Raw genomic sequence first — 20672 nt, 5'->3', positions numbered from 1 at the left:
ATCCCCGCCCCGTCAACAGGCGAGATCACCTCACCCACGCGGTCCCCTCCCCTCACCTCGGCGATTTTGCAGTTGCTGCCCCGCCGAAAGCCGCACAACACCCGCGCCAAGGGCCGCAAGTGCAAGATCGCGGGAGCGAGAGGGCACGGACGCGGGCGAAGGCGAGGGCGCGTACACGTCAGAGGCGTTCGAAGCCACGGGTCAGCTCCCAGTCCGTCACCGCGGCGTCGAAGGCGGTCAGCTCGACCTTCGCCTGGTTGGCGTAGTGGGCGGCCACCTCGTCGCCGAACGCCTCCCGGGCCACCTCCGAGCGCTGCCACAGGTCCAACGCGTCACGCAGCGTGGTGGGCACCCGCTCGGCGTCCGGGTCGTCGTACGCGTTGCCGGTGCACTCGTCCGCCAGCTCCAGCTCGTTCTCGATGCCGTGCACCGCGCCGGCCACCAGCGCGGCGATCGCCAGGTACGGGTTGACGTCGGCACCCGGCACCCGGTTCTCCACCCGCATCCCCTGCCCGTGCCCGACCAGCCGCAGCGCGCAGGTGCGGTTGTCGGTGCCCCAGCGCAAAGCGGTCGGCGCGAACGAGCCGGGCTGGTAGCGCTTGTAGGAGTTGATGTTGGGTGCGAAGAACAGGCTGAACTCGCGCATGGTGGCGAGCAGCCCGGCCAGCACCCGCTGCCCGGTGACGCTCAGGTGCGCGGGCCCGTCCCCCAGCATCGCCGAGGAGCCGGAGGCGTCGCGCAGCGAGAAGTGGATGTGGCAGGAGTTGCCCTCCCGCTCGTTCGGCTTCGCCATGAACGTGATCGCCATGCCCTCCTGGGCGGCGATCTCCTTGGCGCCGTTCTTGTAGATGACGTGGTGGTCGGCGCAGCGCACCGCCTCGTCGTACCGGAAGGCGATCTCGTGCTGGCCGAGGTTGCACTCGCCCTTCGCGCTCTCCGGGGTGAGCCCGGCGCCGGCCATCTCGGTGCGGATGCGGCGCAGCAGCGGCTCGACCCGGGCGGTGCCGAGCAGCGAGTAGTCCACGTTGTACTGGTTGGCCGGCGTCAGGTCGCGGTAGCCGCGCTGCCACGCCTCCTCGTACGAGTCGCGGTAGAGCACGAACTCCAGTTCGGTGCCGGCGTACGCGGTCAGCCCGTGCGCGGCCAGCCGGTCGAGCTGCTTGCGCAGGATCTGCCGGGGCGAGGCGACCACCGGGCCGGAGCCGTCCAGCCACTCCAGGTCGGCCAGCAGCAGCGCGGACCCGGGCTGCCAGGGCATCCGGCGCAGCGTGTCCAGGTCGGGGCGCATGGCGAAGTCGCCGTAGCCGCGTTCCCAGCTCGACATCGCGTACCCGTCGACGGTGTTCATGTCGACGTCCACGGCGAGCAGGTAGTTGCAGCCCTCGCTGCCGTGCGTGACCACCTGGTCGAGGAAGTAGGGCGCGTGGAACCGCTTGCCCTGCAGGCGGCCCTGCATGTCGGTGAGCGCGAGCACCACCGTGTCGATCTCACCCTCGGTGACGGCGACCCGCAACTGTTCCAGCGAGAGCGGCGTTGGTTTCATCAGGGGCCTCCATCACCAAGGTCTACTGGCAAACCGGATCACCGTCAATGCCCCGGCGAGGCCGGGTGCGAAACCGGGGAGTGCACATGCGCCGTCGTACCGTCGCGGTCGTCGCCGCCGTCCTCGCGATCGTGCTCGCAGCGACCGACGCCCACGCCGGCAACCGGCCCACCGGCCGCCCGGCCGCGGACGGCCCCGACCGGCCGGTCACCGCCGACGCGCACCAGCGCCCGGTCGCGCTCGACCTGCGCGGCTTCGACGGGCGTGCCGGCTGGTCCGGCTACGACCTGACCCGTCCCCGCGTCGTCGCGACCGGGCTGGAGGTGCCGTGGGGGCTGGCCTTCCTGCCCGACGGCAGCGCCCTGGTCGCGCAACGGGACCAGGGCACGATCCTGCGCGTACGCCCGGGTCGCCCGGCCCGGCCGGTGGCCCGGATCGCCGACGTGGCCGCCGGCGGCGAGGCGGGCCTGCTCGGGCTCGCGGTCTCCCCCCGGTACCGCCGCGACAGGTGGGTCTACGCCGCCTACACCACAGCTGCCGACATCCGGATCGTCCGGTTCCGCCTCGGCGTGTCCCAGCCGCCGCAGGTGCTGGTGAGCGGCATCGCCCGCAGCGCCGTCCATGACGGCGGGCGGATCGCGTTCGGCCCCGACGGCATGCTGTACGCCGGGATCGGCGACGCCGGGGTGTCCGCCCGCGCGCAGGACCTGACCAGCCGCAACGGCAAGATCCTGCGGATCCGCCCGGACGGCGGCGTGCCGGCCGGCAACCCGTTCCCCGGCTCGCTCGTCTACAGCTACGGCCACCGCAACGTGCAGGGCCTCGCCTGGGACCGGCAGGGGCGGCTGTTCGCCACCGAGTTCGGCCAGAGCACCTGGGACGAGGTGAACCGGATCGTGCCCGGCGGCAACTACGGCTGGCCGCTCGTCGAGGGCGTCGCCGGTGATCCCCGGTTCCGCGACCCGGTCGTCGTCTGGCCGCCCGCGCAGGCGTCCCCGAGCGGTGCCGCGTTCACCAGGGGCACGCTCCACGTCGCCGCGCTGCGCGGCGCCCGGCTCTGGGCGGTGCCCGTCGACGCCGCCGGCCGCGTCGGCGTACCGGTGGCGGAGCTGGTCGGCACGTACGGCCGCCTGCGTACCGTCGAGGTCGCGCCGGACGGCGCGCTCTGGGTGGCGACCAGCAACCGCGACGGCCGCGGCACCCCGGCGGCCGGCGACGACCGCATCCTCCGCTTCCCGCTCACCCACCGCCGCCCCACGATCTGACCCCTTCGGTACGCGGACAGCCCGCCCCGCGTCAGCCACGAACCCGCGCCCAGGCCAGGAAACGGCGGTGCAGGTCCGGCGCGTGGTCGGGATTCAGCCGGGCGAGGTGTTCCCGCGCCTCGGCCATCAGCCCGCCGAGATAGAGAAGCAGCGCGGTGCGGTCCTCCCGGTACTCGACGAGCAGCGACAGCCGGGCCGGCTGGCAGGGCCACTCCGCGCCGCAGTTGCGGCACCGCCACAGCGGCCGCAGAGGCAGGTGCGGAACCACGCGACGGCCCATCACCGCAGCCTTCGCGCGATTGCCCGCGCTTCGTCGTCGGTGAGCGGAAGGAACCAGAAGAACCGCCGGACGATCTCGGGTGGCTCCGGTCCGTCGACGCGACCGCGCAGATCCCGGATCGCGCCCCGGACGAGGAACGCCATCATCCGGATGAGCGCCGCCGGATCGAGCTGATCGCGGGGAATGCGACGCAGGGTGGGACACGGCCACGGCTCCCGGCAGCGCTCGCATACCCAGTCCGGCTCGTACCCGATGTGACCGATGGCGCTAAGCACACCGACCAGGGCCGTCACCAACGGCCCCCGTTCGCCCGCCACTCCTGCGCCGGCGTCAGACGCCCCGGGCTGCCCGGGCGAACCGTGGGGAACGGCCGGGTCGGTTCACGCATCCAGGCCGGCAGGTTGCTGCCGGGTTCGCGCTTCGGCAGGGTGGGCAGCTCACGGGTACGGCACCGGAACCATCGGACACGCATATCGGCCTCCTCGCAGATGGAGGGGGCCGCCCGGCATCGTCGGGACCGGGCGGCCCCGGGCTGGAATCCGCCCGTGCTCGCCTGCGACGAGCGGATCCGCATGCGTGACAGTCTGGTGAGGACACCGCTACGGTCGGAAGGCATCGAGCCTGGTCACGGCGCACCAGTGAAGCGCACATCCCAGCGCCGGATAGTGAATGAAGTTCACGCACGAACTGTGGAGGAACTGTGGAGGAACCGACAGCCGACCTCATCCGATCGCAACTCCGCCGGATGCGCTCCGCCGCCGGTCTCAGTCAAGAGGAGTTCGGCAGGCTCCTGCACTACTCCGCCTCCATGGTTTCGGCAGTGGAGACTGGGGCCCGTCCGCTGGATCGCGTGTTCCTCGCCCGAGCAGATGAGGCGCTGAAGACCGGCGATCTGCTGACGACACTGCTGAATATGGCCAAACGGGAGAGCCAGCCTTCGTGGTTCCAGCCCTGGCTGGAGGCCGAACGCGCGGCCCGACAGCTTCGGTACTTCAATCCGTCTCTGATCCCTGGCCTGCTTCAGACGGCGAACTATGCCCGCATGGTGCTGCGCTTCGACAGCACGAGACCGTCCGAGGAAGTGGAGAAGCGGGTAGCTGGACGGCTGGAGCGGCAGGAGATCTTGCTCCGCGACCATCCCCCGCTCGTCATCGCAGTGATTGATGAGTCAGCGCTCCGCCGCCGTGACGCCATCATGGCCGAGCAGCTCGCGCACCTGCTGCACGTGGCCGAACTCCCGCACGTCCAACTACACGTCATTCCAGCCGATGCCGGACATCACGTCGGCCTTTCCGGGCCGCTGGCGCTGGCCCACTCGGCGGAGGGCGGCTGGGTGGGACACCTGGAGAACCAGCTTGACGGGCTGCTCATCGATGGCGAGGATGCGATGGCGACGCTCCTGGCACGGTGGGAAGGCGTCCGCAGCGTAGCCTTGCCGCAGACCCTGTCGGTCGCCCTGATCAAGGAAGTTGAGAGTCAGCATGGACCTCAGTAACGCGATCTGGAAGAAGTCCACCCACAGCGGCACGAGCGGTGGCGACTGCGTGGAGGTGGCCGACAACCTGCCGGGAGTGGTGCTGGTGCGTGACAGCAAGGACCGCGACGGCGGAACCCTCCACCTCACCCCGTCCTCGTGGCGGTCGTTCGTCTCACTGGCCAAGCAGACCGGGCCCGCAGCCTGACCAAAAGACCATCTCACATCGGCTGGACCCAGGCGGACCGCCACTGCGGGGACGGGTCGGTGCCGAGGCCGGTCCAGTACTCCCGGCCGTCGACGATCCGCCCGTCGCGCACGGTCCAGAACGACGCGACCCGGTGCACGCCCATCTCCTCGTGCGGCACCTCCACCTCGGACACCACAGTGTCTCCGGACGCCACCACCCGCAGTACCCGGATCGACCAGCCCTCCGGGTACTCGGCGTTGATCTTCACGTAGTGGTCGCGGCCCACGATCCGCTCGGCGCTGGCCGGCCACTCGACCACCACGTCGTCGGCCAGCAGGTCGCCGACGCCGGTCCAGTCCCGGGCCTGCATGCGATCCCACAACGCGCGTACCACCGCTTCCGAGTCCATTGCCGGATCATGGCAGGACCCACCGACAGCTACGACGGCTCGGCGGGCTCGGGCTCGGGTTCGGCCTGGTCGACTGTGCGGCGCGGGCCGGTGAACCACTTGCGGGCCGAGGCGTACCACCAGATCGCGACGCCGAGCAGCACGCCACCGATGGCGATGGGCGCGTAGTTCACAGCCGTCCAGCTGAAGTCGGGGTTGCCGGGCACACCCGCCGGGACGATCGGCAGCACGAAGTAGACCGAGATGACCGCGATCTCGACCACCGCGATCCAGCCGAGCAGCTTGTAGCGGCGGCCGAGCGTCCACGGGCCCGGGGTGAACCGGTCGCCCATCCGCAGCCGCAGGAAGATCGGGATGATGAAGGACAGGTACAGCCCGATCACCGCGACCGACACCACCGCGTAGAACGCGACCGGGATGCCGCCGCGCTGGTAGAGCGCGGGCAGCGTGAGCACCAGCCCGGCCAGCGTCGCGCCGATGATGGCGTTCACCGGCGTACCGTTGCGGTTCACCTTCGACCAGAGTTTCCAGCCGGGCACCGCGCGGTCCCGGCTGAACGCGTACGCCATCCGCGACATCGACGTCACGCAGCTCATGCCGCAGAAGAACTGCCCGATGGTGGAGATGATGATGACGGCCTTGAAGAAGAACGGCGTCAGCGCGGACTCGAAGATCGCCCCGGAGAAGCCGCCCGCCTCGTTGATCGCGTCCACGTCGGTGGCCGCGAACAGGAACGCGAGCAGCAGGATCCAGCCGCCCACCGCCGAGTAGAAGATCGACCGCCACAGCCCCTGCGCGGCGGCCTTGGACGCGCCCCGGGTCTCCTCGGAGACGTGCGCGCAGGCGTCGAAGCCGGTGATCGTGTACTGCGTGAGCAGGAAGCCCAGCGGCAGCACGTAGAACCAGAACGCCAGCCCGCCGGTGTCGCCGTCACCGAAGCCGGAGTTGTTGAACCGCTCGGTGAACACGAACTGGAAGCTCTGGTGGTTGTCCGGGACCAGGACCAGGATCAGCACCACGACGGCCGCGCCGGCGACGTGCCACCAGACCGAGACGTTCTGGAGTACGTCGATGATCCGGTGCCCGTAGATGTTGATCAGCCCGTGCAGCGCGAGGATCACCACGAACAGCCCGAACGTCTGGTGCCCGGTGCCGGCCCAGCCGTCGAACAGCGCCGACAGCGTCAGGTTGAGGAACGTGGCGCAGCCGTAGTCGACCGACGCGGTCACCGCGACCAGCCCGATCAGGTTGAGCCAGCCGGTGAACCAGCCGTGCACCGGCCGGCCCATCGTCGCCGCCCACCAGTAGATCCCGCCCGCTGTCGGGTACGCCGACACCAGCTCGGCCAGGCAGAAGCCGATGATCAGGATGAACAGCGAGATCAGCGGCCAGCCCCAGGAGATCGCCACCGGGCCGCCGTTGTTCCACGCCTGGCCGAACGTGGTGAAGCAGCCGGCCAGGATCGAGATGATGGAGAACGAGATCGCGAAGTTGGAGAAGCCGCTCCACTTGCGGCGCAACTCCTGTTTGTAGCCGAGTTCGGCGAGTCGTCGGGCGTCGTCGTCCATCGGCTGCTCGGCGGTCGGCGCGGGCGTCGTGGCCACTGCACACCTCCTCGAGGCGATGCTCGTGCGAGTGCTCGCAGTGTGCTCCCGGCCGATCAAGGCGGTCAATACGTACCCCGGTAATTGCGTTGTCGCCCGATCCCACCCGGGGCATCATTGTGGGCGTGACCAGGCCCGACCCGACGGGCCGGCACCGGGCGCTCGGCAACGCCCGGTCCGCGGCGGCGCGCGGCGTCCACCTCTCTCTCACTGAAGTACGGCGATCGGCCGTACCCTCCGGACGCCCCGCGCCGCCGCTCCCTACCGGCCGACGGTCACCGTCAGCCCGGGCGCAGCCACCTCCACCGGGCCGGCGAACCCGCGCCGTACGGCGGCCAGCGCCTCCCGCGGCTCCGTCCCCGGCCACAGATGGGTGAGCAGCAGGCGCCGCACCCCGGCCTCGGCGGCGTACCGGCCGACCTCGACGGCGCTGGACAGGTTCCCCTCGTGCCGCTGCGGGATGTCGTCCGGATAGGTCGCCTCCGCGATCAGCAGGTCCGCGTCGCGGGCCAGCTCCACCAGCGCCGGGCTGGGTCCGGTGTCCCCGGTGTAGGCGAGCACCAGGCCCGCCGCCGAGAACCGGGCCCCGGCGTTCGGCACCCAGTGCGGCAACGCGAACGTCCGCACCTCGTACGGCCCGAGACGCAGCGTCTCCCCCGGTGTGAACCCGGTCAGCCGGTACCCAGGTTCGAGCAGGCCCGGCTCGTCGATCGCGAGCAGTCCGGCGAGGCTGCCGGTGGGGGCGTACACCGGCAGGGGCGGCCCGGACCGGTTCGCGAGCACCCGGGCGCGGACCAGCGGTTGCAGGTCGGCGCAGTGGTCGGGGTGGCCGTGGCTGACGTAGACGGCGTCGACGTGCTCCGCCCTCGTGAGCGCCAGCAACGGTTGCAGCGTCGCGTAGCCGGAGTCGATCAGCAGCCGGAAGCCGTCGTGTTCGACGAGGAAGCCGGCGCAGGCCTGGTGGGCGGTGGGGAAGGCGCCGAGGCCGCCCAGGACTGTTGTCCGCATCCGGTCGACCGTACCGGCCGGGTGGTCGCCGGGTGGCCCGGCGACGGTCAGACGAACAGCAGCCCCGCGACCCACAGCGCGGCGATCATCAGGCCGGCGGTGAACTCCAGGACCATCGACAGCCCGGCGGCCTTGAGTGCCTGCACCGTGGCCGGCCAGGCGAGGCGGGTGTCGCCGCAGCCGTTCGGCGCCGAAGATCCCGCCGACGAAGCCGATCGGCAGCCCGACCACCGGGATCACGAAGAACCCGACCACGCCGAGCAGCCCGCCCGCAAGCAGCGAGGTGGTGGGCACGCCGGTCCGCTTCAGGTTGCGCCCCGGCCAGAGGTACTTGAGCACGGTGCCGCCGGCGGCGATCGCCGTGGCGGCGGCGAGCACCGCCCAGCGGCCCGGCCCGGCGTCGCCGAACAGCGTCCACACCAGTACGCCGCCCCAGCACAGCGGCAGCGCCGGTAATCCGGGCACCACCACCCCGGCCAGTCCGGCGACGATCGCCAGCGCGGCGACCACCGACACCACGGCCTGCGAATCGGTGAGGCTCACCGGTTCTCCCTTCCTCGCCTGCCGCGTGTGCGCGGGAGGTGTTAAGCGGGGCCCCCTCCTCTACCGGAGGCGTTAAGAGGGGGCCCTTCCTTACCCGCCCAGGCGGGCGCGGATGCCGTCGGCGGGCATCGGGGCGCCGAACAGCCGGCCCTGCCCGGTGTCGCAGCGCAGCGCCCGCAGCCGTTCGGCCTGCACCTCGGTCTCCACCGCCTCGGCCGTCACCGACAGCTCCAGCGCGTGCGCCAGCCGGACCAGCGCGTCCACGATCCGCTCGTCCCGATGGTCGGCGACCGCGTCCCCGCCGTCACCCCGGATCCCCTCGACGAACGGGCCGGCCAGCTTCACGCAGTGGATCGGCAGCCGCCGCAGGTACGCGAGGTTCGAGTAGCCGGTGCCGAAGTCGTCGATGGCCAGCCGCAGCCCGAGGCCGGCGAGCTGGTGCAGCGTCCGCAGCGGCTCACCGGCGCTGCCCATGACGGCGCTCTCGGTCAGTTCCAGCTGCAACAGCTCGGCCGGCAGGCCGGTGTGCTGCAACGCCTCGGCCACCGTCTCCACGATGGCCGGGTCGTCGGCCTGCCGGGCGGCCAGGTTGACGCTGACAACAGGCGTGGTGTCCGGGTACGCGCGCCGCCACGACTCGGCGTCGCGGCACGCCTGACGCAGCACCCAGGCGCCGAGCCGGACGATCAGGCCGGTCTCCTCGGCCAGCCCGATGAACCGGTCCGGCCCGATCAGCCCCAGCTCCGGGTGCTGCCAGCGCACCAGCGCCTCGACCGCCACCATCGTGCCGTCCAGCAGCGACACGATCGGCTGGTAGTGCAGCACGAACTCGCCCCGGTCCAGCGCCGCGGGCAGGTTCGCGGCCAGCGCGGAGCGGGCGATGTCGGCGGCGCTGCGCTCCGGGTCGTACACCGCCCAGCGGCCCCGGCCCTCCGCCTTGGCCCAGTAGAGCGTGGTGTCGGCGGCCTTCATCAGGTCGCCGACGCTCGTCTCCGCCGCCGGGCACTCCACGATGCCGATGCTCGCCGACACGGCGAGCTGCTGGTCGCCGACGTGCACCGGCGCGGACACCGCGGCCAGCGCCAGCTCGGCGACCTCCACCGCGTCGTCGATGCCGCCGTCGGAGTCGACCAGGATGACGAACTCGTCGCCGCCCATCCGGGCCACCAGGTGGCCGCGCCCGGCCACGCAGTCGCTGAGCCGGCGGGCGATCACCTTGAGCAGCCGGTCGCCCAGGTCGTGGCCGAGGCTGTCGTTCACCGCCTTGAAGCCGTCCAGGTCGATGAAGCACAGCCCGACGCGCTGGTCCGGGCCGGCGCCGTCGAAGACGTCGCCGAGCGTCTCGAAGAACAGCGTCCGGTTGGGCAGGCCGGTCAGCGGGTCGTGCAGCGCCTGGAAGCGCAGCCGCTGCTGCAACTCGTACCGCTGGGTGATGTCCTCCACCATCGCCACGGTGAACCGGGGCCGGCCGTCGTCGTGCCGGATGAGCGAGACCGCGAGGTCCGTCCAGACCACGCTGCCGTCCTTGCGGTAGTAGCGCTTCTCCACCCGCGCGCTGTCCCGCTTGCCCTCGATCAGCTCCTGGTACAGCTCCCACATCCCGGCCGCGTCGTCGGGGTGGAACAACGCCGAGACGTTCATCCGCCGCATCTCCGCGACGGCGTAGCCGAGCATGTCCGCGAAGGACTGGTTGACCTCGATGATCTGCCCGTCCACCCCGGCGATGCCGATGCCGATGGCGGCGCCGGTGAAGACCGCCCGGAACCGCGCCTCGCTGTCCCGCAGCGCCTGCTCGACGGTGTCCCGGGCCTGCCACGCGGACCGGGCGATCCGCTCCTGCTGGCTGAAGACCCGGTCGCGCAGCGCGCGGGCGAACCCGGCGGCGAACGCGCCCTGGAGCAGCGCGACCCGCTCACGCAGCTCCGGCGACTGGGTGCGCGACGGCAGCACCCAGGGCAGGAACCGGTCGCCGAGCGCCTGCACCGACCAGTCGAGCACGCCGGGCTCGGTGAGGTGCGCTTGGACCAGGGCACGCCCCACCTCCTCCGCCGGGCGGGCGGAGAAGGTGGGGGCGAGCAGGGCCTCGCCGAGTCGCTCGGTGAGCGGCACCAGCAGGCGCTCGGTCTCGGCCGCGCTCAGCGGCACGAACCCGATACGGCGCACCGCGCGAGCCCACTCGACGGCGTACGCGGCGGCGCCGGGCCGGCTGACGTCTCCCCCGTCGCTGTCCGGGGCGCGCATGGGGCTCAGCCGGCGGCGCGGTCGTGCCGGGCGACGCCGCCGAAGGCCCCGAGCCGCTCCGGGTGCTCGTCCACGTCCGACGGGGAGTCGGGCCGCCACAGCGGCATGTGCACGACGCCCGGTTCGAGGATCGTCCAGTCGCCGAAGAAGCCGGTGATCTCGGCCCGCGAGCGCAGCGTGATCTCGGTGGCGGTACGCGCCGACAGCCGCTGCGCGTCCAGCATCTCCTGCGGCTGGTCCTCGAACGTGGAGTGGGAGATGACCAGGTAGCTGCCGGGTGCGGCGGCGGCGCGCAGCGTGGCCAGGATGTCGGCCGGGCGGTCGGCGTCGGGCACGAAGTGCACCACGCCGGCGAGCAGGATGCCCAGCGGCCGGTCGAAGTCGATCAGGCCGCTGGCGCGGGCGTGGTCCAGGATCAGCTTCGGCTCGCGCAGGTCGGCCAGGATCGCCGTGGCCCGGTCGTTGCCGGCGAGCAGTTCGTGGCTGTGCGCCACGGCGACCGGGTCGATGTCCACGTACACGATGCGGGCGTCCGGGTCGGCGGCCTGGGCGACCTCGTGCACGTTGCCGACGGTGGGGATGCCGGAGCCGACGTCGAGGAACTGGTCGATGCCGGCGTCGAGCAGCACCCGTACGGCCCGGCGCAGGAACTCCCGCCCGGAGCGCATGGTGGCGGCCAGGTTCGGCGTCATCGCCGCGATCTGTTCGGCGAGCTGCCGGTCGATCTCGAAGTTGTGCGCCCCACCGAGGAAGTAGTCGTAGACCCGGGCGGCGCTCGGCCGGGTCAGGTCGATCTCGGTGGGCAGGCTCTCCGGCGTCTGCATCGCTCGGTCCCCCAGGTCGTCGTCCGCCGTCGATGGCGGATCATGTGGTCCAGACCACTCTAGGCCGGTACGGCCGGGTTCGGGAGATCCACTGGAGGCGATGCCGGCGGCCCGGTTCAGGCGGCCGACTCCAGCAGCAGCGAGATGCCCTGGCCGACACCGATGCACATGGTGGCGAGCGCCCGCCGGCCGCCCCTTCGGCGCAGTTCCAGCGCGGCGGTCAACGCCAGCCGGGCACCGCTGGCGCCGAGCGGGTGACCCAGCGCGATGGCCCCGCCGCCGGGGTTGACGTGCTCGGCGTCCTCCGGCAGGCCCAGCTCGCGCAGCACCGCCACCGACTGCGCGGCGAACGCCTCGTTCAGCTCGATCACGTCCACGTCGGCGAGCGACAGGCCCGTCCGGTCGAGCAGCTTCCGGGTCGCCGGAACCGGACCGATGCCCATGATCCGCGGCGGTACGCCTGCCGACGCGGCGCCGCGTACCCGGGCCAGCGGGGTGAGGCCGTAGCGCTCGACGGCGGCCGCGGAGGCGACCAGCAGCGCGACGGCGCCGTCGTTGACGCCGGAGGAGTTGCCGGCGGTGACGGTGCCGCCCTCGCGGAACGGGGTGGGCAGCGCGGCGAGCTTCTCCAGCGACGTCTCGCGCGGATGCTCGTCGGCCTCGACCAGCTTCGTCTCGCGCTTGCCCGCGGGCACCGTCACCGGGACGATCTCCTCGGCCAGCCGGCCGTCGGCCTGCGCCTTGGCGGCCCGCTGCTGCGACCGGTACGCGAAGGCGTCCTGCGCGGCCCGGTCCACGCCGAACTCCGCTGCCACGTTCTCCGCCGTCTCCGGCATCGAGTCGATGCCCCACCCCTTGCGCATCAGCGGGTTCACCAGCCGCCAGCCGATCGTGGTGTCGTACACCTCGGCGGTGCGGGCGAACGGCGTGGCCGCCTTCGGCATGACGAACGGCGCGCGGCTCATGCTCTCCACGCCGCCGGCCACCACCAGGTCGGCCTCCCCGGCGACGATCGCGCGGGCGGCGGACGCGAGCGCGTCCAGGCCGGAGCCGCAGAGCCGGTTGACGGTGCTGCCCGGCACCTCCTCCGGCAGGCCGCCGAGCAGCGCGGCCATCCGGGCCACGTTGCGGTTGTCCTCGCCGGCCTGGTTGGCGCAGCCCAGGATCACGTCGTCGGTGCGGGCCCAGTCGACCGAGGGGTGGCGGGCCACCAGCTCGCGGACGACGTGCGCGGCCAGGTCGTCGGGGCGGACCCCGGCCAGCGCGCCGGCGTACCGGCCGATCGGGGTGCGGACTCCGGCAACGAGATAGGCCACTGTCATCGCGCGTACGTCCTTCGGGGGTGGGAAGGGGTCGGTGGGGGTACCCGGCGCCAGGATATCCGTGACCGGAGCGGATAGGTTTGCCGCATGTCCGGGGCCCAGTTCAGCGCAGAGACCAGCGGCGGCGGCGCGTTCGTCCGCCAGCCCAACCGGTTCACCGGCCGGGTCACCCCGCACTCCACGTCACCCGAGGGCGGCGGGCCGGACGAGGCGGGACGCTGGCCGCTGGAGGCGGGCCGGTACCGGCTGATCTGGTGCCGGGCCTGCCCGTGGGCGCACCGGGCCCGGATCGTGCGCGGCCTGCTCGGGCTGGACGAGGTGATCTCGCTGGGCACCGTCGACCCGATCCGGGACGAGCGGGGCTGGCGGTTCGCGCTCGACCCGGACGGCTTCGACCCGGTGCTCGGCATCGGCTTCCTGTCCGAGGCGTACCTGTCCACCGACAGGGACTACACCGGCCGGGTGACGGTGCCGGCGCTCGTGGACACGCTCACCGGACGGGTCGTGACGAACGACTATCCGCAGCTCACGCTGGACTTCTCGACCGAGTGGCGGCGGTTCCACGCGCCGGACGCGCCCGATCTCTACCCGGTCGAGCTGCGCCCGGAGATGGACGCGCTGATGGCGGAGATCCACCGGGACGTCAACAACGGCGTCTACCGGTGCGGCTTCGCCACCTCGCAGGAGGCGTACGACGAGGCGTTCACCGCGCTGTTCGCCCGCCTGGACGCGCTGAGCGAGCGGCTGGCCGGCCGGCGCTACCTGATGGGCGACGCGATCACCGAGGCGGACGTGCGCCTGTTCACCACGCTGGTGCGCTTCGACGTGGCGTACCACGGCCACTTCAAGTGCAACGAGCGCAAGCTCACCGAGATGCCGGTGCTGTGGGCGTACGCGCGGGACCTGTTCCAGACGCCGGGCTTCGGCGAGACGGTGGACTTCGACCACATCAAGCGGCACTACTACGCCACCCACGACATGATCAACCCGACCCGGATCGTGCCGCTGGGGCCGGACCTGTCCGGCTGGACCACCCCGCACGGACGTGGCTGAGGGCACCGGCCGCCGGATCGCCGCCGCGTTCGCCGCCGTCTGCCTGGCAGCCGGCGCGGCAGCGGTGACTGTCGCGGTGATCGCCGGTCCCGGCCCGGGCCCCATCGCGTACGTGAGTGAGGCGGGCATCACCGACAGCGGGTACGCCGGGGCGTACCGGTTGGGGATCTTCTCGGTGGCCGCGTCGCTGCTGCTGCTCGCCGGGGCGCTGCCGCCGGGGCTGCGGGCGGCGGCCGGGCTGCTCGGCGCCGGCGCGGTCGCCACGGTGCTCTCCGGCACCGTCACGTGCAGCGAGGGCTGCCCGCTGCCGCCGTTCGAGGCGACAACGGTGGCCGACCTGGTGCACGGCGGTGCGAGCATCGCGGCGACCGCCGCGGTGGTGCTCGCCATGCTCGTACTGCTGTTCTCCCCGGCCGCGGACCAGGGGCTGCGGCGGATCGCCGCGGTCGGCGCGGCGGTGGCGCTGCCGGTGGCCGCCGTAGTGGCGGCGGCGCTGCTGCTGGTCGGGCGCAGCACGCTGCTCGGGGTGTCGGAGCGGGTGCTGCTGGTCGTGGTCGCCGCCTGGGGACTGGTCACCTCCGGCTACCTGGCTGTAAGGAGCCTCACCGGCGACGGTCCTTCCGTTCCGGCCCGGGGCGGGAGTAACGTGTCGCGACGATGACCAATGTCTGGTGCCTCACCGAGCGCCTGTACGTCGATCTGCGACGGCAGGCCAGCGGCGTCTGTCCGGCGTAGCTCCACGCCCCCGACGCCCGCCTTCCCTCTCCAGACCTTGGATCCGTCCTCATGACTTCCGCCCTGCGCAGAATCCCCTTCTCCGTCCAGATCCTGCTCGGCCTCGTGCTCGGCGTGGCGCTCGGTTTCCTCGCCCGCGCCGCCGACCTCGCCTGGCTGACCAGCACGCTCGACACCGTCGGCGGCCTCTTCGTCCAGCTCCTCAAGCTCGCCGTGCCGCCGCTGGTCTTCACCGCCATCGTGGTCAGCGTGGTGAGCCTGCGCGGCGTCGCCAACGCCGCCCGGCTGGCAGTCAAGACGCTGCTCTGGTTCGGCGTCACAGCGCTCATCGCGGTGAGCATCGGCATCGGTATCGGCCTGCTCACCGACCCCGGCCGGGGCGTCAACCTGGACCCGGCCGGCGCCACCGCGCCGAAGACCACCGGCTCCTGGATCGACTTCCTCACCGGCATCGTCCCGACCAACCCGGTCGGCGCGTTCGTCGAGGGCAACGTCCTGCAGATCGTCTTCCTCGCCCTGGTGGTGGGCGCCGCCGCGCTGCTGGTCGGCGACGCCGCCGAACCGTTCGTGGCGCTCAACCGCTCGCTGCTGTCGATCGTGCAGAAGGCGCTCTGGTGGGTCATCCGGCTCGCCCCGATCGGCACGCTCGGCCTGATCGGCAACGCCGTCGCCTCGTACGGCTGGGACCTGCTCGCCCCGCTCGCGAAGTTCACCACGGCCGTCTACGTCGGCTGCGCCCTGGTGCTGTTCGTGGTCTACCCGGTGCTGCTCGCGGTGGCCGGCAAGCTCAACCCGCTGCGCTTCTTCGCCGGCGCCTGGCCCGCCATCGAGCTGGCCTTCGTCTCCCGCTCCTCGGTGGGCACCATGCCGGTGACCCAGCGTTCGGTCGAGCGCCTGGGCGTCCCCCGCGAGTACGCCTCCTTCGCGGTGCCGTTCGGCGCCACCACGAAGATGGACGGCTGCGCCGCCATCTACCCGGCGCTCGCCGCCATCTTCGTGGCGCAGGTGTTCGGCGTGAACCTGGGCGTGACCGACTACCTGCTGATCGCGTTCGTCTCGGTGGTGGGCTCGGCTGCGACCGCCGGCCTGACCGGCGCGATCGTCATGCTGACGCTGACCCTGAGCACGCTGGGCCTGCCGCTGGCCGGGGCCGGCCTGCTGCTGGCCATCGACCCGATCCTGGACATGATCCGTACCGCCACCAACGTGGCCGGGCAGGCCGTGGTGCCGACCATCGTGGCCGCCCGGGAGGGCACGCTCGACCGGGCCGCGTACGACTCGGCCGGCAAGCGCGACCTGATCGAGCCGGTCGAGACCGAGCGGCTCGACCCCGTACCCGCCTGATCCACACTCCTTCGGGTGCGTCTCCTGAGAAGGAGGCGCACCCGTTGCCACGACCGGAGGATCCGAGAATGAGCGCCCTGTTCACCCCGCTCGCCCTGCGCGGCGTCACGCTGCCCAACCGGATCGCGCTGGCGCCCATGTGCCAGTACAGCGCCGGACCGGACGGCCTGCCCACCGACTGGCACCGCGTCCACCTCGGCTCCCGCGCGGTCGGCGGGGCCGGGCTCGTCATCACCGAGGCGACGGCTGTGGTGCCCGAGGGCCGGATCAGCCCGCAGGACACCGGCCTCTGGTCCGGCGCGCACGTCGACGCGTGGCGGCCGATCACCGCGTTCGTCGCCGCCCACGGCGCGGTCCCGGCCGTGCAGCTCGCGCACGCCGGGTTCAAGGCGTCCACGTACCGGCCGTGGGCACCGACGCGCGGCGGCGTGCCGGACGCCGAGGGCGGCTGGACCCCTGTCGGCCCCGGCGACCAGCCGTTCGTGCCGGAATACCGCACGCCGACCGCGCTGGACGAGGCGGGCATCGCCGCAGTGGTGGACGCCTTCGCCACCGCCGCCGGGCGGGCGCTGGACGCCGGGTTCGCCGCCGTGGAGATCCACGCCGCGCACGGCTACCTGCTGCACGAGTTCCTGTCCCCGCTGACCAACCGGCGCACCGACGGCTGGGGCGGCGACCGGGCCGCCCGGATGCGGCTCACCCTGGAGGTGGCCCGCGCGGTACGCGCCGCCGTCGGCGAGTCCGTGCCGGTGCTGACCCGGATCTCCGCCACCGACTGGACCGACGACGGCTGGACCGTCGACGACAGTGTGGTGCTCGCCGGGGAACTGGCCGCCACCGGAGTCGACCTGATCGACACGTCCTCGGGCGGCGCGGCCGTCCAGGCGTCCATCCCGGTCGGCCCCGGCTACCAGGTGCCGCTGGCCGCCCGGATCCGCCGCGACGCCGGGGTGCCGACCGGCGCTGTGGGCCTGATCGTCGAGCCCGAGCAGGCCGAGCAGATCGTGGCCGGCGGCGAGGCGGACCTGGTGCTGCTGGGGCGGGAACTGCTGCGCGACCCGTACTGGCCGCGCCGCGCCGCCGCCAAGCTCGGCGCCACCCCGGCCTGGCCCGACCAGTACACCCGAGCCTTCTGACCCACCCCGCCCCGCACGCCCCGACCCGCCCCGGTGCGTTGATCATGAAGTTAGCGGCACTCAGGGAGATCGAAAACGCCGTCAACTTCATGATCAACGGGGTGGGCGCCGGGATGGGTGGCGCGGTCAGTGGCCGAGGAAGCGGTTGAAGAGATCGGCTCGGCGGGACGGGCGGGCGGTGCGGTGCTCGCTCTGGTCGGCTGAGGACATCACCCTCAGGCCGGCGTTCATGGCCAGCCAGCGCAGCGGTTCCGGTTCCCAGTGGGGGGAGCGGTGCCCGACCCAGGGCAGCGCCGTGAGGTCGCTGTCCACGCCCCGGATCAGGTCGGCGAGCGTACGCCCGGCGAGGTTGCTGGTGCCGACGCCGTCACCGACGTAGCCGCCGGCCCAGGCCAGCCCGGTACGCCGGTCCAGCCCCACCGACGCGGCCCAGTCCCGGGCCACGCCGAGCGGCCCGCCCCAGGCGTGCGTCACCGGCACGTCCGGCCCGAGCACAGGGAACAGCTCCCCGAGCGCCTGGCGCAGCGCCGCGAACACCCGTGGCTCCCGGTCGAAGCCCTGCCGGACCCGGGAGGCGTAGTGGTAGGGCGCGCCCCGCCCGCCGAACGCGAGCCGGCCGTCGGCGGTGCGCTGGCCGTACACGATGACGTGCCGGTAGTCGGAGAACGTCTCCCGCTCCGCCAGCCCGATCCGCGCCCACGTCTCCTCGGGCAGCGGCGGGGTGGCCACCATCAGCGAGTAGACGGGCGCCACGGTCCGCCGCTGGCCTGGCAGCCCCGGCGTGTAGCCCTCCGTCGCACGCACCACCACGGGCGCCCGGACCACGCCCGCCGGGGTCACCGCCGCGCCCGGCCGCAGCGCGGTCACCGGGGTGCGCTCGTGGATGCGTACGCCCCGGCGCTCCACCGCCCGGGCCAGGCCCCGGACCAGCTTCGCCGGGTGTACGGCGGCGCAGTGCGGGGTGTACGTGCCGCCGCGTACCCCCTCGGCATTGCAGCGCGCGGCGGCCTCGGCGGCGTCGAGCAGCCTCAGGTCGTCGTCGGTGAGCCCGTGCGCGTGGGCCTGGGCGACCTCGGCGCGGGCCCGCTGGAGCTGGGCCTCGCCGCGGGCGAGCATCACCGTGCCGCCGGCCCGCCAGTCGCAGTCGATGCCCTCGGCGGCGGCGACCCGCCCCACCTCGGCGACCGTGTCGTGCATGGCCCGCTGCATGGCCAGTGCCCGGTCCCGGCCGTGCCGCCGGGCCAGCGCCGGCAGCGACGTGGGGAACAGCGCCGAGCACCAGCCGCCGTTGCGCCCCGACGCGCCGTACCCGGCGATCTCCCGCTCCAGCACGACGACGCGCAACGTGGGGTCGGCCTCGGCCAGGTACCAGGCCGTCCACAGCCCGGTGTACCCGGCGCCCACGATCGCCACGTCGGCGTCCGTGTCGCCGGGCAACCCGGGTCGCGGTGTCAGCGGCTCGTCCAGGCTGGACAGCCAGTACGACAGATGCCGGTAGTCGGTCATCGGCGTCAGAGCCGCGACCACGCCTCGGTCAGCACCGCGCGCAGGATCTGCTCGATCTCGTCGAAGTGCTGCTGGTCGGCGGTCAGCGGCGGGGCGAGCTGCACCACCGGGTCGCCCCGGTCGTCGGCCCGGCAGTAGAGCCCGGCGTCGAACAGCGCTGTGGACAGGAAGCCGCGCAGCAGCCGCTCGGACTCGGCCTCGTCGAACGTCTCCCGGGTCGTCTTGTCCTTGACCAGCTCGATGCCGTAGAAGTAGCCGTCGCCCCGGACGTCGCCGACGATCGGCAGGTCGTGCAGCTTCTCCAGGGTGGACCGGAACGCGCCCTCGTTCGCCCGGACGTGCCCGATCAGGTCCTCCCGGGCGAACACCTCCAGGTTGGCCAGCGCGACCGCGCAGGAGACCGGGTGGCCGCCGAACGTCACCCCGTGCGCGAACATGCCGGTCTCGGTGAGGAACGGCTCCATCAGCCGCTCGCCGGCGATCATCGCGCCGAGCGGGGCGTAGCCGGAGGTGATGCCCTTGGCGGTGGTGATGATGTCCGGCTGGTAGCCGTAGCGGACGGCGCCGAAGTACTCGCCGAGCCGGCCCCAGGAGCAGATCACCTCGTCGCTGACGAGCAGCACGTCGTACGCGTCGCAGATCTCGCGTACCCGCTCGAAGTAGCCGGGCGGCGGCGGGAAGCAGCCGCCGGAGTTCTGCACCGGCTCCAGGAAGACGGCGGCGACCGTCTCCGGCCCCTCCCGCTCGATCGCCCGGCCGATCTCGTCGGCGGCCCACCGGCCGAACGCCTCGGGGTCGTCGCCGTGCTCGGGGGCCCGGTAGAAGTTGGTGTTCGGCACCTTGATGCCACCGGGCACCAGCGGTTCGAAGTCGGTCTTGATGCCGGGCAGGCCGGTGATCGACAGCGCGCCCATCGAGGTGCCGTGGTAGGCGATGTAGCGGCTGACCACCTTGTGCTTGGTGGGCTTGCCGGTGCGCTTGAAGTAGGCCCGGGCCAGCTTCCACGCCGCCTCGACGGCCTCGGAGCCGCCGGTGGTGAAGAAGACCCGGTTCAGGTCGCCGGGCGTGAGCGTGGCGATCTTCTCGGCCAGCTCGACGGCCTTCGGGTGGGCGTACGACCAGAGCGGGAAGTAGGCCAGCTCGCCGGCCTGCTTGGCGGCGGCCTCGGCCAGCTCGGCGCGGCCGTGACCGGCGTTCACCACGAACAGCCCGGCCAGCCCGTCCAGGTAGCGGCGGCCCTGCGCGTCCCAGACGTACGCGCCCTCGCCCCGGACGATTGTCGGAACCTCGCCGGCCGGGTAGCTCGCCATGCGGGTGAAGTGCATCCAGAGATGGTCGGTGGCGTTGGCCATGTCAGCCCCATCGGGTCTCGGGCCGGTCAGGGGTGACACCGGCCGCTCTGCCCACGGTTATCCCACAGGCGATGCCGATAAGGCAAGCGAACAAGCTTCAGCGCGACGGATTCAGCGCCATATCACTTCCCTGCCGACGGAATCCGCATCAGGCGGTGCCCCAGCTGTAGGTCTGCTTGCGCAGCTTCAGGTAGACGAACGCCTCGGTGGAGAGCACCCCGGGCACGCCGCGCAGCTTCTGGAGGATCTCCAGCAGGTGTGCGTCGTTGCGGCAGACCACCTCGGCCAGCAGGTCGAACGAGCCGGCGGTGATCACCACGTAGTCGATCTCCTCGAACTCGGCCAGCCGGTCGGCGACGGGTTCCAGGTCGCCGTCGGTGCGCAGCCCGATCATGGCCTGGCGGGGGAAGCCGAGCTGGAGCGGATCGGTGACCGCGACGATCTGCATGACGCCCGCGTCGAGCAGCCGTTGCACCCGCTGGCGTACCGCCGCCTCGGAGAGGCCGACCGCCTTGCCGATGCTCGCGTACGGACGGCGCCCGTCCTCCTGGAGCTGCTCGATGATCTGCTTGGCCACGTCGTCGAGCAGAGCGTGATTGGCTCCTTCACGCACCGTGACCCGGCGGGCGCCGTTGGAGTTCTCCTGGTGCCGGTTGACCATCGACGCTCCTCGTGTCCGATTCTCCGTGTTGAGCGTAGTGCCCCGCGCAGTCTGGCGTATTTCGTGGCGACTGGCTATTTCGGCAACGGAATCCCTTGTGAGAGAGGTTTTCTCATGTCAGGATCAGTCGTCCATCGCCACTGACCCTCCCGCCGGCGCGCCGCCGGGTCACGGTGCGTGAA

19 protein-coding genes and 1 pseudogene are annotated in these 20672 nt (G+C 72.3%); 7 read left to right on the top strand and 13 right to left on the bottom strand.

All coding sequences use genetic code 11. The features are described from left to right. Window positions 1-178 precede the first annotated feature (178 nt). Window positions 179-1543: a glutamine synthetase family protein gene (locus ABD52_RS27710; protein ID WP_030269861.1), complete on the bottom strand. Its 1365-nt coding sequence runs from the start codon at window positions 1541-1543 to the stop codon at window positions 179-181. Between the two features lie 86 nt (window positions 1544-1629). Between ABD52_RS27710 and ABD52_RS27705 the strand changes: the two genes are divergently transcribed. Then, the gene (locus ABD52_RS27705) at window positions 1630-2808 is read left to right on the top strand and encodes a sorbosone dehydrogenase family protein (RefSeq protein WP_047893717.1); all 1179 of its coding nucleotides are present in this window, start codon (window positions 1630-1632) and stop codon (window positions 2806-2808) included. Between the two features lie 31 nt (window positions 2809-2839). On the opposite strand, the gene ABD52_RS27700 is transcribed toward ABD52_RS27705, so the two are convergent. Both ABD52_RS27700 and ABD52_RS27695 read right to left on the bottom strand, forming a co-directional pair. Further along, window positions 2840-3088, bottom strand: coding sequence for a hypothetical protein (locus tag ABD52_RS27700; protein ID WP_047893716.1), 249 nt, complete (start codon window positions 3086-3088; stop codon window positions 2840-2842). Next, window positions 3088-3381 carry a hypothetical protein gene (locus ABD52_RS27695; RefSeq protein WP_235437574.1) on the bottom strand — a complete coding sequence of 98 codons (294 nt, stop codon included), beginning with the start codon at window positions 3379-3381 and terminating at the stop codon, window positions 3088-3090. The genes ABD52_RS27700 and ABD52_RS27695 overlap by 1 nt, the downstream gene beginning before the upstream one ends. Before the next feature lie 452 nt (window positions 3382-3833). Between ABD52_RS27695 and ABD52_RS27685 the strand changes: the two genes are divergently transcribed. Both ABD52_RS27685 and ABD52_RS27680 read left to right on the top strand, forming a co-directional pair. Further along, window positions 3834-4583 carry a helix-turn-helix transcriptional regulator gene (locus ABD52_RS27685; RefSeq protein ID WP_047893720.1) on the top strand — a complete coding sequence of 250 codons (750 nt, stop codon included), beginning with the start codon at window positions 3834-3836 and terminating at the stop codon, window positions 4581-4583. Continuing rightward, window positions 4570-4770, top strand: a complete 201-nt coding sequence (locus ABD52_RS27680; protein WP_047893714.1) for a DUF397 domain-containing protein — start codon at window positions 4570-4572, stop codon at window positions 4768-4770. The genes ABD52_RS27685 and ABD52_RS27680 overlap by 14 nt, the downstream gene beginning before the upstream one ends. 13 nt (window positions 4771-4783) lie before the next feature. On the opposite strand, the gene ABD52_RS27675 is transcribed toward ABD52_RS27680, so the two are convergent. The 7 genes and pseudogenes from ABD52_RS27675 to pcaF form a co-directional block, all read right to left on the bottom strand. Further along, window positions 4784-5161, bottom strand: coding sequence for a nuclear transport factor 2 family protein (locus ABD52_RS27675; RefSeq protein ID WP_047893713.1), 378 nt, complete (start codon window positions 5159-5161; stop codon window positions 4784-4786). Window positions 5162-5190: 29 nt separating this feature from the next. After that, on the bottom strand, window positions 5191-6765 hold the full coding sequence (locus ABD52_RS27670; RefSeq protein ID WP_047893712.1) for an amino acid permease: 1575 nt from the start codon (window positions 6763-6765) through the stop codon (window positions 5191-5193). A gap of 261 nt (window positions 6766-7026) precedes the next feature. Next, window positions 7027-7848 carry an MBL fold metallo-hydrolase gene (locus ABD52_RS27665; RefSeq protein ID WP_368665020.1) on the bottom strand — a complete coding sequence of 274 codons (822 nt, stop codon included), beginning with the start codon at window positions 7846-7848 and terminating at the stop codon, window positions 7027-7029. Continuing rightward, a pseudogene (locus ABD52_RS38585) lies at window positions 7821-8316 on the bottom strand (DUF456 domain-containing protein). The gene ABD52_RS27665 and the pseudogene ABD52_RS38585 overlap by 28 nt, the downstream one beginning before the upstream one ends. Before the next feature lie 90 nt (window positions 8317-8406). Further along, window positions 8407-10557, bottom strand: coding sequence for a bifunctional diguanylate cyclase/phosphodiesterase (locus ABD52_RS27660; RefSeq protein ID WP_047893711.1), 2151 nt, complete (start codon window positions 10555-10557; stop codon window positions 8407-8409). Window positions 10558-10562: 5 nt separating this feature from the next. Then, window positions 10563-11381 (bottom strand): SAM-dependent methyltransferase, encoded by an 819-nt coding sequence (locus ABD52_RS27655; protein ID WP_047893710.1) that lies wholly within the window; start codon window positions 11379-11381, stop codon window positions 10563-10565. Window positions 11382-11497: 116 nt separating this feature from the next. Continuing rightward, a complete protein-coding gene (gene pcaF, locus ABD52_RS27650) occupies window positions 11498-12703 on the bottom strand; it encodes a 3-oxoadipyl-CoA thiolase (RefSeq protein WP_013284637.1) in 1206 nt (401 codons plus the stop codon). A gap of 87 nt (window positions 12704-12790) precedes the next feature. Here pcaF and ABD52_RS27645 point away from each other — a divergent pair, with 87 nt between their 5' ends. The 4 genes from ABD52_RS27645 (at window position 12791) to ABD52_RS27630 (ending at window position 16971) form a co-directional block, all read left to right on the top strand. Continuing rightward, complete coding sequence (locus ABD52_RS27645; protein ID WP_047893709.1) at window positions 12791-13756, top strand: glutathione S-transferase family protein; 966 nt, start codon at window positions 12791-12793, stop codon at window positions 13754-13756. Further along, window positions 13749-14417, top strand: a complete 669-nt coding sequence (locus ABD52_RS27640) for a DUF998 domain-containing protein (protein ID WP_047893708.1) — start codon at window positions 13749-13751, stop codon at window positions 14415-14417. Before ABD52_RS27645 ends, ABD52_RS27640 begins: the two co-directional genes overlap by 8 nt. 137 nt (window positions 14418-14554) lie before the next feature. Then, window positions 14555-15835 (top strand): dicarboxylate/amino acid:cation symporter, encoded by a 1281-nt coding sequence (locus tag ABD52_RS27635; RefSeq protein WP_200905245.1) that lies wholly within the window; start codon window positions 14555-14557, stop codon window positions 15833-15835. Window positions 15836-15903: 68 nt separating this feature from the next. Next, window positions 15904-16971: an NADH:flavin oxidoreductase/NADH oxidase gene (locus ABD52_RS27630; RefSeq protein WP_047893706.1), complete on the top strand. Its 1068-nt coding sequence runs from the start codon at window positions 15904-15906 to the stop codon at window positions 16969-16971. A 126-nt stretch (window positions 16972-17097) separates the two neighbouring features. Here the strand turns inward: ABD52_RS27630 and ABD52_RS27625 are convergent, their stop codons facing one another. From ABD52_RS27625 to ABD52_RS27615, 3 genes are all read right to left on the bottom strand, one after another. Beyond that, the gene (locus ABD52_RS27625; protein WP_047893718.1) at window positions 17098-18477 is read right to left on the bottom strand and encodes an FAD-binding oxidoreductase; all 1380 of its coding nucleotides are present in this window, start codon (window positions 18475-18477) and stop codon (window positions 17098-17100) included. Between the two features lie 5 nt (window positions 18478-18482). Further along, window positions 18483-19829 (bottom strand): aspartate aminotransferase family protein, encoded by a 1347-nt coding sequence (locus tag ABD52_RS27620; protein WP_047893705.1) that lies wholly within the window; start codon window positions 19827-19829, stop codon window positions 18483-18485. A gap of 148 nt (window positions 19830-19977) precedes the next feature. Further along, the gene (locus tag ABD52_RS27615) at window positions 19978-20490 is read right to left on the bottom strand and encodes an Lrp/AsnC family transcriptional regulator (protein ID WP_013284166.1); all 513 of its coding nucleotides are present in this window, start codon (window positions 20488-20490) and stop codon (window positions 19978-19980) included. Window positions 20491-20672 lie beyond the last annotated feature (182 nt).

The sequence above is a fragment of the Micromonospora sp. RV43 genome, from assembly GCF_001029515.1.
GTDB classification, from domain to species: domain Bacteria; phylum Actinomycetota; class Actinomycetes; order Mycobacteriales; family Micromonosporaceae; genus Micromonospora; species Micromonospora aurantiaca.
Note: the sequence above shows the minus strand (reverse complement) of the source record. Positions and strands in the feature narration are given on the sequence as shown.

Excerpts from the sequence above, each read along its gene's own strand:
- ABD52_RS27710 (WP_030269861.1), bottom strand. The coding sequence starts at position 1,543 with ATGAAACCAACGCCGCTCTCGCTGGAACAGTTGCGGGTCGCCGTCACC.
- ABD52_RS27705 (WP_047893717.1), top strand. The coding sequence starts at position 1,630 with ATGCGCCGTCGTACCGTCGCGGTCGTCGCCGCCGTCCTCGCGATCGTG.
- ABD52_RS27700 (WP_047893716.1), bottom strand. The coding sequence starts at position 3,088 with ATGGGCCGTCGCGTGGTTCCGCACCTGCCTCTGCGGCCGCTGTGGCGG.
- ABD52_RS27685 (WP_047893720.1), top strand. The coding sequence starts at position 3,834 with ATGCGCTCCGCCGCCGGTCTCAGTCAAGAGGAGTTCGGCAGGCTCCTG.
- ABD52_RS27680 (WP_047893714.1), top strand. The coding sequence starts at position 4,570 with ATGGACCTCAGTAACGCGATCTGGAAGAAGTCCACCCACAGCGGCACG.
- ABD52_RS27675 (WP_047893713.1), bottom strand. The coding sequence starts at position 5,161 with ATGGACTCGGAAGCGGTGGTACGCGCGTTGTGGGATCGCATGCAGGCC.
- ABD52_RS27660 (WP_047893711.1), bottom strand. The coding sequence starts at position 10,557 with ATGCGCGCCCCGGACAGCGACGGGGGAGACGTCAGCCGGCCCGGCGCC.
- ABD52_RS27655 (WP_047893710.1), bottom strand. The coding sequence starts at position 11,381 with ATGCAGACGCCGGAGAGCCTGCCCACCGAGATCGACCTGACCCGGCCG.
- pcaF (WP_013284637.1), bottom strand. The coding sequence starts at position 12,703 with ATGACAGTGGCCTATCTCGTTGCCGGAGTCCGCACCCCGATCGGCCGG.
- ABD52_RS27645 (WP_047893709.1), top strand. The coding sequence starts at position 12,791 with ATGTCCGGGGCCCAGTTCAGCGCAGAGACCAGCGGCGGCGGCGCGTTC.
- ABD52_RS27630 (WP_047893706.1), top strand. The coding sequence starts at position 15,904 with ATGAGCGCCCTGTTCACCCCGCTCGCCCTGCGCGGCGTCACGCTGCCC.
- ABD52_RS27625 (WP_047893718.1), bottom strand. The coding sequence starts at position 18,477 with ATGACCGACTACCGGCATCTGTCGTACTGGCTGTCCAGCCTGGACGAG.
- ABD52_RS27620 (WP_047893705.1), bottom strand. The coding sequence starts at position 19,829 with ATGGCCAACGCCACCGACCATCTCTGGATGCACTTCACCCGCATGGCG.
- ABD52_RS27615 (WP_013284166.1), bottom strand. The coding sequence starts at position 20,490 with ATGGTCAACCGGCACCAGGAGAACTCCAACGGCGCCCGCCGGGTCACG.